The organism is Neolewinella aurantiaca, from assembly GCF_008014675.1.
GTDB lineage: Bacteria > Bacteroidota > Bacteroidia > Chitinophagales > Saprospiraceae > Neolewinella > Neolewinella aurantiaca.
Genome location: NZ_VOXD01000003.1, coordinates 74,952 through 88,431, shown reverse-complemented (window position 1 = coordinate 88,431; position 13,480 = coordinate 74,952). Strand labels below are relative to the sequence as shown.

General features: G+C 52.1%; 8 protein-coding genes and 1 other RNA gene. 4 read left to right on the top strand and 5 right to left on the bottom strand.

The window, feature by feature from the left end:
- The first annotated feature begins 332 nt into the window (after positions 1 to 332).
- On the top strand, positions 333 to 743 hold the full coding sequence (locus tag FUA23_RS02685) for a response regulator (protein WP_147929172.1): 411 nt from the start codon (positions 333 to 335) through the stop codon (positions 741 to 743).
- Positions 744 to 781: 38 nt separating this feature from the next.
- Complete coding sequence (locus FUA23_RS02680; protein WP_147929171.1) at positions 782 to 1,174, top strand: 2TM domain-containing protein; 393 nt, start codon at positions 782 to 784, stop codon at positions 1,172 to 1,174.
- Positions 1,175 to 1,307: 133 nt separating this feature from the next.
- Here FUA23_RS02680 and FUA23_RS02675 read toward each other — a convergent pair whose 3' ends face one another.
- From FUA23_RS02675 to yidC, 4 genes are all read right to left on the bottom strand, one after another.
- Complete coding sequence (locus tag FUA23_RS02675; protein ID WP_147929170.1) at positions 1,308 to 6,272, bottom strand: hypothetical protein; 4,965 nt, start codon at positions 6,270 to 6,272, stop codon at positions 1,308 to 1,310.
- Positions 6,273 to 6,732: 460 nt separating this feature from the next.
- Complete coding sequence (ettA, locus tag FUA23_RS02670) at positions 6,733 to 8,415, bottom strand: energy-dependent translational throttle protein EttA (RefSeq protein ID WP_147929169.1); 1,683 nt, start codon at positions 8,413 to 8,415, stop codon at positions 6,733 to 6,735.
- 197 nt (positions 8,416 to 8,612) lie between these two features.
- The gene (locus tag FUA23_RS02665; protein ID WP_147929168.1) at positions 8,613 to 9,383 is read right to left on the bottom strand and encodes a DUF6438 domain-containing protein; all 771 of its coding nucleotides are present in this window, start codon (positions 9,381 to 9,383) and stop codon (positions 8,613 to 8,615) included.
- Positions 9,384 to 9,577: 194 nt separating this feature from the next.
- Entirely contained in the window at positions 9,578 to 11,461 is a 1,884-nt protein-coding gene (gene yidC, locus FUA23_RS02660) for a membrane protein insertase YidC (RefSeq protein ID WP_246143999.1), read from the bottom strand.
- 105 nt (positions 11,462 to 11,566) lie between these two features.
- Here yidC and FUA23_RS02655 point away from each other — a divergent pair, with 105 nt between their 5' ends.
- Complete coding sequence (locus FUA23_RS02655) at positions 11,567 to 12,001, top strand: DUF3293 domain-containing protein (RefSeq protein ID WP_147929166.1); 435 nt, start codon at positions 11,567 to 11,569, stop codon at positions 11,999 to 12,001.
- A gap of 119 nt (positions 12,002 to 12,120) precedes the next feature.
- On the opposite strand, the gene ssrA is transcribed toward FUA23_RS02655, so the two are convergent.
- Positions 12,121 to 12,498: a transfer-messenger RNA gene (ssrA, locus tag FUA23_RS02650) on the bottom strand.
- A gap of 179 nt (positions 12,499 to 12,677) precedes the next feature.
- Here ssrA and FUA23_RS02645 point away from each other — a divergent pair.
- Positions 12,678 to 13,361 (top strand): phosphatase PAP2 family protein, encoded by a 684-nt coding sequence (locus FUA23_RS02645; protein ID WP_147929165.1) that lies wholly within the window; start codon positions 12,678 to 12,680, stop codon positions 13,359 to 13,361.
- Positions 13,362 to 13,480 lie beyond the last annotated feature (119 nt).

Genomic DNA, 13,480 nt, shown 5'->3' with positions numbered 1-13,480 from the left:
CTCCACCCGGCCACCTTCATCTCCGGTGAATAGCGGGGATGATCGACCGCTGGCCCCGCATCACCTACGCGGAAAAACGCGACCTGAGGTCGCTTCTCAAGGCTATCCGCCGGAGGCGGATGCGGCCGGAAGGAAGCGATCGGGCGGCATTCCGGTAACAAACGATGAGCATCACTTTTCTAAAAAAACAAAAGACTAACAGACTAACCGACTATTTCCTTACCTTGCCAATGTAATAATCCCTACACGAGTAAAATAAGCCGAAGACCGCTCCCGCAAGCCAGCGATCCGGTCTCCTGCATCTGCCTACCTATTTTTTACAGAAAGCTACAATGACATCCCACCGTGTTTTACTAATCGAGGATGATCCTCTCGAAGCGACGCTTGCGAAGCGTACGCTACTCCAGATCGACAAGAAGATCGATGTGGTCAGGCTCCGTGATGGAGCCCACTTCCTTGAATTCTACAAAAAAAACCATCCCGTTAAAGGTATCAGCCTTGCGATTATGGACCTCCACATGCCCCGCATCGATGCCTTTGGTGTCCTCAAAGCACTTCAGGACAGCGGTGTCCGCCCTCCCTTTCCTATCGTAATGTTCTCCTCTTCCGAAGACCAGGAGGAGATCGACCGGGCGTACCAGCTGGGAGCATCGGCCTTTGTAAATAAGCCCACCGCACCCAAGGCCTACCGGGGCGCTATGGAGCATATTGTTAACTTTTGGCTGACGATCAACCGGAGGTAGTACGATAAGCCCACTAACCATTTTCGTATTTTGACCCTATGGAACCAGAATTACGTGAAGAGGCAGAGAAAAGAGTCAAAGCCAAAGTGGCCTTTTACCAAACTGCGCTTATTTTCTCAGGTGTAATTGTAGTACTCCTGATGTTGAGCTTCTATCTGCCCGGTGCGGCCATCTGGCTTAGGCTTCCGATTCCTATCTTGCTAGTAGTTCTGGGCGTCGTTTTCCTTTCGGCCTTCGGCCTACCCGTTAACGGGAAGTTCACTGATAACTGGAGAGAAGATGAAGTAGCAAAGGAAATAGACAAACTCCGACGACGACGGAAAGTCCAACTCCCTCCAATGGAAGACCTCTCTGAAACCGAAATTTTAGAGCTCAAAGAATTGGAACGCCTGCAGAACAAATGGGATGACGGAGAAGGAGGCTACGTATAGCCCAGCGGGCCGTTGGTCCCTTGCTCCCTTATCCATGCATTGCACCTGCGGCCCCGCCCCAGTAAAATCCGGGGTGGAAAATCATCGTCTAATGAAAGCGTTAGGCTAGCACTCCATCACCCCCCCACTGCTTCTAATCATCCGAACCATCCCAGAAGAATGATCCACAATCGACGTTGAGCACCGTGAGGATGAGGTCGTCGGTAACTGGCATACACATCCCCGGCTGATCGGAGGTGAGGGTCAGGGTAACCTCTCCGTTTCGGCCATCATTGGGGCCGGGGTCGTACCCCGCTACATCAGAGAACGCAGTAGCAGGCATACCCATACTGTCCAGAAATTGTCCGTCGCCGCTGGTTGTCCAGTTGCCGTCGGTCACTCCACCGGTGATGGAACCTCCCCGAACGGCGAGGTCAAACACCCTGGTGCCGCAAACGGTGCCATCGGTTCCTGCTTCCACAATTACTTCCGGAAGGATGTCGAAAGTAGTCTCGACCGTTTCACAGATACAGTTGTCGCCAATCGCAGTAATTCTTGCGATCAACTCCTGGCCGGCACAACTGGCGGGTATTGTAGTAGAAATCGCGGTGGGCGTAGCCTGAGCGATCGGGCCTTCAACGACAAAGCTACCAACCGGGGACGCTGGATCATCCGGGCAGAAGAACTCGAAGGTGACAGACTCTCCGGTGTTGATGGGCAACGTATCTACGGTAATCATCCCGTCTACGCGGTACGCACCGTTTTCGGTACAGGCCATGAATTCCGTAAGGCTGACCACCGGCTTTTGGAACCGAATGGTATCAGTAGCCTGCCCGGTAATGATCGTGAAGTTGTCACAAACCATATTTGGATCAGTTGGGCAGGCAATTCCGTCGTTTGAGCTTGTAGCCGTCAGGTTTACAATACCTTCGTCGTTGCAAATACCTCCGGCTACTACCATAGCATCAACATCGATCATGTACGTAACCGGGGCATCGGTATTCGGTGCTATGCTGAAAATTATGGTCTGCGCACCATCTGCTGCGACGTCAACCCTAACAAACGTGGGGCATGTAGCTTGGTCAGCAGGGCTGGAAGAAGTACAGTTGTAGGAGTTGGGTTCATAAATCAATCCCTGAGGGAATTCGATTTGAAGCGAATCGCGGTCAGAAGTCTGTCCCAACGTAATGGAAGTTTCAAGAGATATCATCACGTCTTTGCACCCCTGAATGGTTGCTGGTGTGATCTCGGTGGTAAAGGCCGTTACCGAAGACGGAAGTGCGCCGTTGATGTTGATGCCGTCTGAGGTAGTTCTGGAGCCGTTGCCGATTGCGGGGTCTCCGCAGGGCCGGTCAGCGAAGATAACCGGAGTATAGGTGCTTCCGCCACGGAAGTCGCAGTCGGTAATCCATGAAAGTTGCACACTGATTTCGCGCTCGTCCTGGGTAATTGCATCGTCGGTACCCGGCACGCCCATCTCTCCAATCCCAGTGTGCTCCGTAAGATCTACGTAAAGGGTGTCGTTGCTGACCACAATTGGGAGTACTTCCGCCGGGCCGGTCAGTCTTGGGTAAAAGACTTCTACCAGCGCGTCGCTTTCAGTAAGTCCTCTCGGCAACGGGATAGACAGAATAGCATTGTCGATGAATGCCCTTTCAGCGCTGGTGATTATAACCGTGTCCCGAATGACCGTACAAAGATCATAGGGTCCCTGCGCCTGATTGAGTCTGATCTGAACCCGGGACAAAAGGGGAACGACATCGAGAAATACTTCGTCGAAATCGCAAGGGTAATCGTTCGGACTATCGGGCGGGCCGTCACAGGCGAAGCCCGTAATGGCTCGGACTCCATCGGGTTCACATCCGGTAAGAATGGCTATTACCTCGTAATCGAGGGCCATCTCTGCGGGAAAAGCCGGATTCACTACGGCCCAGTCTCCATCTGCATAAGGAACCAGAGGGATTATGGTATCAGCGGCAATGTCCCTTAATCCAATAATATCGATGTTAGGTGTAGCTTCATCTTCGAAACCTAAAAAGACGAAGCCACCGTTGACGTCTACGATATTCTGAATCTGAACATTCCAACGTACCGTATCATTACTTGCTTCAACCGTTCCCGTCAGGTTCTGAAGAGTCGTTGAGGGCAGGTTGTGGTCTACGAGTACTGTGCCAATGTTGTTTATTGGTTCGTAACAATCCGGGTCGTGAGAATAACCATACTGCTGAGCGTAGAAGCCCATTGAAAGGGTTCCGTCGATACTTTCACAACTGGGAAAGTAATTCGCTAAAAGGCTGTATCCGCCCTGGCTGTTAAAGCGGCCGTTCATGTCTCCGAGGGGCCAGGAGCCATCGTTTATCCAGATATACCGGCGTTCGGCCGTTCCTTCAGCAATGCGGTCAGGGATTCCCAACGGGTAAGAGATGAACGTCGCGGCTCCGTACCCGTCGTCCTCGTTTCCTTCGGCCCGCAGGATTACAGAATTGAAGTCCAGGACATCGCGCGAGGTGAATGCGATTACGATTGAGTCCAGTTTTCGGTTGGGTCTGATTTCGCCCGGATACCAGTCCTGGGAGCCAGAGAAAGGAAAGGTTTTGAAGCCTGTGTAAAAGTTGCAACCTTCTACCTGCCGGTTGGTCAGTCCTCCACCACCACCGTTGACGGCTTCGTGCAGGTACAATTCCAGTGCGTATTCATCACAGGTAACGGTATCCAGTACCATATCGGGTGGAGAGGTAGTATCTACCAGGTTGTAGTGAAAAATCCTGATGTCTTCGAGTTGTGTGGGTACATCGTTATCGAGCACTCCTGTTTTCTCTACAACGACCTTGAGGTTAACGTTGACACTATCTCCCGGACGGAGAAGACTGCCGGGAAGTACTGAGAGACAATCGGTCAGGTTGAAGTCGAGAATGTGCTGGTCATTTCCCGATCCTGCATTGTTGATATTGACTTCCTGAGGAACGGGTATAGGGCATTCAAACACAGTACCGCTGGCCAGTTCAAATATTTCAACTGTGCCCCCGGCATAGGAGAGCGTATTCGAGCCGTTGGAGGCCAACGGGTCATACTCTAAATGAAAGTAGGCGTTGTCCCAGGTAGGGCCGGAAGTCCCGTTGAGTTGGATAGCATTTGCCTGGATGCAAACGGTATCGCAGGGCATTGCACGCTTGAGCTGAAGTGCCGTCAGGCTTGCCGGATCGGCGTATTCTTCACAAGTAAGTGGATTCGCAAAGCCGGTAGTACTACGTACCGCCAGTGTGTTCTGTGTTGTCAGGCCGCCGATGCTACAAACACCACAGTGGATGTTGGGAACGTAAACAGGGCAACTGAAACGTTCGCGGGTACCATCACACGGAGCGCTGGCATCGCATTCGAATTCGAAGAAGAAATCGAAGTCGAGGTCCCGATCCGGGGCTGCCAGGTGCACACTACAATCAAAAGTCAGATTGAGCTTGTAGCAAAATTCCTGAGCGGAGACAAAGTCGGAGGTCACAAAAACACTGTCGTTCCTAAACACAACGTCCGGAGAAACAACGTCGTTGACCGTAGCGAAATTCAAAAAGAAGCCAGGAGGAAGGTTGCCAACCAGACTCAGTTCACTCGTTGGGCAATCGACAAAACTACCACCGAACCGCTGCGTTCCGCAAACCTCGATTTCGATGGTCTCCATGTCATTTATATCCGCAGGGCCGACCAGAGATCCTGCACTGTCTTCGGTAAAGTCCGTCAGTGAGCCTTCGGCGTTCTGCACAAACCGAGCGATATCTTCATCGCACTGATCGGTATAGTCAAGAGCGACTTTATAAGACCCCGTTGATCGGTTAGCGGGGCAGTCGGTATTGGGGATAACCGTATGCGTAACGGTTATGGTAAACGACGCTCCGGCGGGCAGATCATCAAACTGGTTGTCAAGATCAATATCATCTAACCCTCCTGCGTCCGGGTCGGAAGTCAGAGCGCTCAGGTCTGCTTCCAGCCCCCCGTTTGCACCGTTCACGATAAAGGGTACTGAAACACCGTTAACCGATACATCGGTAACGGGCATCCCTCTGGTCCCCGTTGTGGACCCGGCCAGCGAAAGACCGGAAGCGCCAAAACCCGCCAGATACACAATGTCAAAGGCTGCGCCCGTCCCGCGGTTCGTAAAGGTGTGCTCGACGATTACATCACGGCAAAGATCAGTCGGTTGAGACACTACTCCGGATGTGTACCTGACATTAGGTATCGTAAAGGCAATATTGAACTGCTGATTAGCAAAAGACGATGACTGGCAGACCTCGCCAAAACAACCGTACCTGACGGTGTAGCCATCACCCGAAAGATCACAGGAAATTATCGTGACCTGCCTTGTAAAAGACAGCGTTTCGCCACCATCAAAACACCCATCACCTCCGATTACTGCAGAGGTAATCGTGTACACACTCAGGTTCCCTACTGTTGAAGTTGGCATAATGGAAGTTCCCCCTATATCAATTGATGTAGTCATTACACCGGGCGCATCCATAACGGTGAACTCAAACTCAGTAACACAGCCGTTTCCACCATTGGTAATGGTTCCCGTTACGGTCTCCGTACTTCCCACTGAAGTAGTTACCGGGGCAGAAGAAACAACCGAAAGGTTCGCAGCCAGTACATCGTAGTTATTAGAACTCACAGTCCCACCAATTCCTGGTGTTACGGTCACTGCGTCCTGTTGGCCTCCACCGGGTATTGCTTCGCAATTTGCAATACGGGCGAGGCTGATTACAACATAATCTCCAGCGCCAAAGGTCCCGGACACCTCAAATTGAGGCTGGCTTGCGCTCCCGGTGTTCAGTCCGATCACCGGCGCTGTCGCAAGGCTACTGCTTACAACAGTTACGGAGCCATCAACGTAATTCACTCCTGCGGGTAAAGAAACAGAAAAGGATGGGTTTGTACCTCCAGGCGAACCGGTGAGGCGGAAGGATACCCGGAGATCGTTATCTGTACAGGAGACCACATCATCAGCCCTCGGTACCGTACCAGGAGTACCTCCCGGATTAGTTATCACAAATTGTGAGAAAGTCGTGCCAGGTAAAACCAGACCTACCAGAACCATGGTGATGGCCATGGTACTTTTGAAAAACGATTTCATAGTGTTGTTGTGTTGTGAAGCGTTGTCAAATCAAGCCTGAAAAACAAAAAAACGTCTGAGGTCAGAAACTGCAAACAACAGACAGACCAGCAGCCCGTTCAAATTCATTTGCTCCCCGAAAACATTTGAACCTGAATCTATGTACCAAACGCCAACTCTGATTTGAGACAGCACCTGGCTAATGAGAGGATTTACAGAGATAAATCTCTCTTCATCCAAGATGCAAAAGACGAAGGTACTGAATATCACCTGCCCACAGCTAAGAGCTGACGGTCAAAATGTCCTGACGTGAACCGCACAGCGGTTACCTGGCCTCGAGCCTGAGTCTGAAATTCGTGCTCAATCCACTTTATCCGAGAGTAAATCAGTCTTTTCGGGACACAGGAAGTCCCTGCAATCCGTTACAATCTTGCAAAAAAATCCAAAACCGTACTTATTCCTTCTCTGAAAGCGGTCGTTACTACCGGTTAATCACATTCTTGAAGCGCGGCCGCTTAGGCGTAACAGTACCCAACCGCTCCTTCTTAGCCGCCTCGTACTGAGAGTAGTTACCCTCGAAAAACTGGATTTCACCTTCGTCCTCAAAGCTAAGAATGTGCGTTGCCAGGCGGTCAATGAACCAGCGATCGTGAGAAATCACCAGCACACAGCCGGCGAAACTCTCCAGCGCGTCTTCCAGCGCGCGGAGGGTGTTGATGTCGATATCGTTGGTTGGCTCATCGAGGAGGAGGACGTTACCTCCCTCGCGGAGCGTCATGGCTAGCTGAAGGCGGTTGCGCTCTCCTCCGGAGAGCATCCCAATCTTTTTCTGCTGATCACCACCGGCGAAGTTGAAGCGGCTCAGGTAAGCACGGGCGTTGACACTGCTCCCCCCTACGTCGATCATGTCGTGGCCCTGGCTAACGACATCGTAAATCGTTTGTTCTTTATTGGAGAGTTGTTCATGGCTCTGGTCTACGTAGCTGATCTTGACCGTTTCTCCGATCTTGATGTTACCGCCATCGGGCTGGTGCTCATCGGTCAACAGGCGGAAGAAAGTAGATTTTCCAACACCGTTCGGGCCGAGGATACCCACAATGGCGTTCTTCGGGATGTTGAACGTTGCTTTGTCGAACAGGACGCGGTCACCAAAGCCTTTGGTAAGGTTCTCAACCTCAATCACCACATCACCGAGACGAGGCCCCTGCGGAATGAAAATTTCCATGTTAGCTTCCCGCTCTTTGCCTTCCTCGCGAGACATTTTGTCGTAGGCTGCGAGACGGGCTTTACCCTTGCTTTGGCGGGCCTTAGGTGCCATGCGTATCCACTCCAGCTCGCGCTTGAGGGTCTTACGACGCTTGGATTCAGTTTTTTCTTCCTGCTCCAGGCGGTTGGCTTTCTGCTCGAGCCAGCTGGAGTAGTTGCCTTCCCACGGAATGCCTTCGCCCCGGTCAAGTTCGAGAATCCAGCCAGCGACGTTGTCGAGGAAGTAACGATCGTGCGTTACGGCGATGACCGTTCCCTTGAAGCTTTGCAGGTACTGCTCCAGCCAGTGCACAGATTCTGCGTCGAGGTGGTTGGTAGGCTCATCCAGCAGCAGGATATCGGGGTTGGAAAGCAAGAGGCGGGCCAGGGCGACCCGGCGGCGTTCACCCCCGGAGAGAACGCTCACTTTGGCATCATCGGGCGGGCAACGGAGTGCATCCATTGCGGTATTGAGCTTGTTGTCGAGCTCGTAGCCGTTGGCATTTTCGATCGCTTCCATCAACTCGGCCTGACGCTCGATGAGTTTCGTCATCTCATCGTCGCTCATCGGCTCGGCAAACTTCATGTTCACCTCGTCGTACTCCTTCATCAGGTCTACCGTTTCCTGTACGGCTTCCTGCACGACTTCCTTCACCGTTTTGTTTTCATCCAGTTCCGGCTCCTGAGCCAGGTAGCCGATTTTGTAATCGGCGTTGAAAACCACATTACCCTGGAAGTTTTTATCGATGCCGGCAATGATCTTCAGCAAGGTGGACTTACCGGACCCGTTAAGTCCTAACACACCAATTTTGGCGCCGTAGTAGAAACTCAGCCAGATGTTGTTCAGTACTTTTTTGGAGGCTCCGGGGAAGGTTTTGGAGACGCGCTCCATGGAGAAGATAATCTTATGATCGGCCATTATTAATTGATAGTTGGTAGAAATTAGTGGGTAGTTCTGCCCTAAAGAGGCGTATTGGGTGTTTGTTCTATTGCGCGAAAGTACGGAATGATCGGGTTATGGGTTGAACGGCTCCGGCGCGATTGCATGATCGTACCTGAGGTGTTTAACCCACCGTTCTTATTCAACGCCTGTTACTAATAGTTTACTCACTCTTTTTACTCCGCCATTTTGATCCAACCGTCCTTATCGACCCAGCTTTCCAGGTCAGCAAGCAGCTTAGCGAGTTGCTTGGGCGCATCGGCGTAGACTTCAATTTTGCGTTCGGTGCCGTGCACGTCGGCGTAGCGGAGTATGGTTGCCTGAGCGTCGGCGGGGATCATGGTTTTATCCGTTGGGTACACCATTTCCAGTCGTTCGGGCTCGGAGGCTTCCATTGCGCTCAGGAGCTTATTGTATTCGGTAGCGGAGAGCATCCGGCTGTACTTCCCCTTGAGGTCCATGTTTCTCTTTGCGTCGAGGATGAGACGGCGGTCGTTGGTAAGTTCGAGGCCGAACTGGCGGCATTTATCGCCGCCGTAGCACGCTGTTTTGCTGATGGCAAAAATCGCACGGTCGTAATCGAGCGCGGGTTTGCTGCCGGGAGCGGGCATGGAAGCCGGGGTTGTACCAGTGCTTCCTGCCGTAACGGGCTGGTCAGACTTTGTTGCCGGCGAAGGGCTGATTCGCCCCGGGCCCATTCGCTTGGCACGGGCAGCATCTTCGGGGGTTAGCTTAACTATATCTTCACTTCCGTCATCAGCGGCTTCCTGTTCTTTCAGGCCTTCACGGGAGAGGTTCTTGCTATCAACTGAGTTACGCTTCGGCAAATCAGGCGCGGTCGCAGGTGCAAGGAAAGGATCATTACCGGTACTTGCTGCATCTTTGTTGCAGCCAAAGCTGAAAACGAGCAAAAAACTAAGGCTGAGCAATGTAGATAGAATTCGCATTGGTTGATTTCTTTGGTTATAGCTTCTTGATGACTGAACAGCGAAATTTACACAGGAGTTGACACAAATAATCCAGGTCAGGACATTAATTTTCCTACCCTGTCTTTTGGAAAAGACTCACTTTGCATCCTGCGGCCGCGCCCCCTATAATTTAGTATGGTAGCCTTGTGAAACAAGACTACCATACTATCAGACTATTTCTTCTTGTTAGCCTGTTGCTTGGCCTGTTGTGCCTGTTGTTCCTTCAGGGCTTCCTGGAGGCGCTGGCTGAAGCCACCCTTCTTCTTTGGTTTCTTCTTGTTCTCGTCCATCTTCGCCTTCAGCTTATCGTGATCGATCAGGAAGTTCTTCGTGATGATCGTCTGCGCGATATTGAAGGTATTGGAGAAGAGCAGGTAAGCTGTGAGGCCCGATGCGAAGCTGTTGAAGAAGCCGAGGAAAAGGATCGGCATAACGTACTGGAAGTACTTCATCATCGGCTGCGAGCTGTAGTCCATGTGCATACTGTTGTAGTAAGCATAGATAACGGTAGTGAGGGCCCAGAGGATAGCGAAAAGGCTGAGGTGACCGTCGAGGAAAGGAATCCATTCGGGGATTTTCGTGAGCACATCGTAAGTACTCAGGTCATTGGCCCAAAGGAAATTCTCCTGCCGGAAAGCAATAGAAGCCGGGAAGAAGCGGTAAAGCGCAAACCAGATTGGCATTTGCAGCACCATTGGTAAACACCCGCCCAGCGGACTGGCCCCGTATTCCTGGTACATCTTCATTTGCTGCACCTGTTGTGCCTGCTGGTCATCTTTGTACTTCGCCTTCATCTTCTCGAGTTCCGGCTTGAGGAGCTGCATCTTGACGTTGGACACGAGCATCTTGTACGTGAGGGGGTAAACCATCAGTTTCACGATCAGCGTGAGCACAAGAATAGCGATACCCATATTACCGATGAAGCTCGAAAGGAAATCGAACAACGGGCGGATGATCCAGCGGTTGATGGTACCGAAGAAAGACCAACCGAAGCTGATCACATCAGACATCTCGTACCCGATATCCCGGAGTCGGTCAAATTCGTTGGGGCCAACGTAAAGTTGCATTCCTACTATTTCGGAGTTCGATCCTCCGACGGGGATGCTAAGAGATGCAGAGACCTTCTTGAGGTCTTCGCTACTGTCTACATCGTACGCTTCGGTCGTCAGGGTTGCTCCGGGGGCGAAGCCATTATCTGCCAACAGGGCAGAAGTGAAGAACTGCTGCGAGCCCGCTACCCATTTCAGGCGAACGTCTTCGTCAATTTCTTCGGTGTCGGAGCTGGTGCACGAGCAGTAGTCGGTGCCCTCGTCCATTTCGTGGAAGTACATCGTTGAGAGGTTGGCTTCGTAGCTGGAGTTCTTCTCGATTTTATCGAGGTAGTTGTCCCACTGCAGTGAGATCGGGCTTCCGTTGTTCGCCAGGACAGAGTTGAGCCCTTCGAAACGAAGGTCGTAGTCCATCAGGTAGGTTCCGTCGGTGAGGGTGTACCGCTGTTCGAAGAAACCTCCGTTGCCCGTAGGTGCGCGCATCACGAGGGTTTTCCCTTCTACCGTCGGTGTAAAGTAGAGGTCGGAAGTTCTGATCCCTGAGCCACTGACACCGTTGACGGGCAGGGTGTACTCAAAGCGGTTCTTTTCGTCTTCGAGCAGGTAAAGGGGCAGCTTATTTTCACTTCCGTCTTCGTTTTCGGTGATCTTGAAGTAGGTCTTCAGTTCTACCTGCTTGATGAAGCCGCCTTTGGTATCGAAGGTTACCTTCATGAGGTCGTTTTCGAGCAGTACATCTTTACGTTCTCCGGCGGCGGCAGTTGCGAACTCGCCAAAGCTGCTGCTGAAACGCGCCTGCCGTGCGGAATCCGTTAAGCCTGACAGATCAACCGGTGCAGCGGTGGGCGCATCGGCAATTTCGTCTATTCTCAACTGCTCGACCCGGTTCAGCGAGTCAGTAATTTGCTCCTGCCGAGCAATCTCTTCGGGGCTGGGGGCGATCATCACCTGCCAAACCGTGAAAATTACCATGATCAGCACGAGGCCAATGATGGTGTTTCTGTCCATCTCCATAGGATAGTTCTTTCTGCTTTATCTTGCAACGCGCCGTTCGACGTTAAGTATCGCCCGATCACGCTCCGTTCGGGGCGCAAAGGTACATAAGCAAACACTATGCCACACGATTCATCCGACAGGGAAAAGCCATATTTCGACGAAGAGCTGCAGACAGCCTACCTCGCAACCGAATATTTGTGCAAAGATTTCGTCTTAAAAATCGGTGAGTCGCATCCGGATTTCGATGCCTTCATGCTTTCGGGGGGGCATCATGCTTACGCTTTTCTGACCGCCTGGAACCCCAGATCAGACGCATTACCGGCGGCAGAAAATATTGCCCGGGGGCAACAACTCCTCCTGCAACTCGAAGAACGAAACCTGACCTTCATGCCCGCCGTTACTCGTGACCCATCCGGCGAGTGGGGCGTAGAAGAAGGCGTGTTCATCTTCAACGCTCCTCCGGAATCGGTCCTTGAACTGGCCGCTGCCTGGCAGCAGAACGCGGTGGTACTTGGTGCCCGGGGTGCGGTGCCCCGGCTGGTTTGGGCCTAAGGGCCCAGCATGAATGCTGAGGAACAAAAAAGCCCCACTCTCCGAAGAGAGCAGGGCTAGTAACCTGCGGATTAAGGCGGGGTCACCGCAGGTTGATTCTTTACGCCAAAGCGTAAAATATGTGGAGGCGGCGAGAGTCGAACTCGCGTCCAGCGAAAGCGTAAAGCAGCTTTCTACACGCTTATCGGCCAGTCAAAATTTTCGAGTCCGGGGAGAGATTGGTCGCCCTCTCATGTCCGGACCTTATTTCCTGAATTTCGCCTATCGACTCGGATCAGGGTCGGAGACTAGTCCCAAAGGGGGTGAAGGCGGCATGATGTGTATGGAACCTCAACCATGCGGCCTATAGTACTATGGTTCTAATCAGAGATTAGGCTGCCATAGCGTAGCTGGGAGTGCCAACTAGAATTGTAATCGTTATTTTTTACGGAGTAACCAATCATGCTCCGGCGTGCTTACTACAAAACTTACTTCCCTGTCGATTCCGGTACGCCCCCGTTAGGGCTCCGCGGTGGGTAAATGCGGACCTTCATTGTAGTAAACCGCCGACGGGAGGGGTTGGTTGCATCAGCTGACTTATTTTTTATTTCCAGAAGGTGACTTTGCCCCCAAAGAAAGCACAATCATCTGTTGCTCTAGGCTGAACATACCCGCCGTCGGTCCGTAATATATTCTGATGGTAAAACTATTCTCCCGCTTTCTTACTTACCTGCGCCGCGACGAGCGCCTACTGCTGAACGTAGTTATTGCGCTTATCGTCGGCTATGCAGCGATCTCCGCCTTTGTTTTTCTGCTGCCTACTGAGACGGTCGACATCTGGTTCACCCAGGGTGTGCAGCGCTATCAGGCGCCCTGGCTCGATGCGTTCATGAATGGCGTAAGCTGGTTTGCCACCATTCCTGGAGGGCTCATTACCATTGGTACGGTCTCCATCGTATTCATGTGGCAGCGACGCTGGCTGGAAGCCTGCTTTGTGGCCTTATCCCTGTTGGCGGTTCCCATCGTGGCCATCGTAAAACGTCTTTTTGGCCGTGCCCGCCCAACAGAAGACCTGGTCCGGGTAATTAAAGAGTTCCACAACCAGAGCTTCCCGAGTGGACATGTCGTTTTTTACACCGTTCTCTTTGGTTTCATCGCCTTCCTGATGTACCGGAGTACTCACTACAAACTCTGGGTAAGACGACTGGTTGGGTGGTTCTGCATAGCGTTGATTTTGCTGGTGCCTGTTTCAAGAATGTACCTCGGAGCCCACTGGTTTACCGACGTCTCCGCCGGCTTCATCCTGGGCTTACTCCTCCTGATAGGACTGGTGGAGTGGTACAGCCATGCGAAACGCAGGCGTAGTAAGGCTACTGCCTGAACAGTCTCTCCCCAGCAGCTGCTTCGATGAGATTTACCGCATTAGCGGGTCCCCCCTTTGGGGTCAACGTTTAGCCTCATTTTCACCTTTGATCCGCAACCGCAACGGTTAGTCCTACG

What these genes read in the sequence shown, in the direction of transcription:
- FUA23_RS02645 (WP_147929165.1), top strand. Translation starts at nt 12,678, where the DNA reads ATGGTAAAACTATTCTCCCGCTTTCTTACTTACCTGCGCCGCGACGAG.
- yidC (WP_246143999.1), bottom strand. Translation starts at nt 11,461, where the DNA reads ATGGACAGAAACACCATCATTGGCCTCGTGCTGATCATGGTAATTTTC.
- FUA23_RS02685 (WP_147929172.1), top strand. Translation starts at nt 333, where the DNA reads ATGACATCCCACCGTGTTTTACTAATCGAGGATGATCCTCTCGAAGCG.
- FUA23_RS02680 (WP_147929171.1), top strand. Translation starts at nt 782, where the DNA reads ATGGAACCAGAATTACGTGAAGAGGCAGAGAAAAGAGTCAAAGCCAAA.
- FUA23_RS02665 (WP_147929168.1), bottom strand. Translation starts at nt 9,383, where the DNA reads ATGCGAATTCTATCTACATTGCTCAGCCTTAGTTTTTTGCTCGTTTTC.
- ettA (WP_147929169.1), bottom strand. Translation starts at nt 8,415, where the DNA reads ATGGCCGATCATAAGATTATCTTCTCCATGGAGCGCGTCTCCAAAACC.
- FUA23_RS02655 (WP_147929166.1), top strand. Translation starts at nt 11,567, where the DNA reads ATGCCACACGATTCATCCGACAGGGAAAAGCCATATTTCGACGAAGAG.
- FUA23_RS02675 (WP_147929170.1), bottom strand. Translation starts at nt 6,272, where the DNA reads ATGAAATCGTTTTTCAAAAGTACCATGGCCATCACCATGGTTCTGGTA.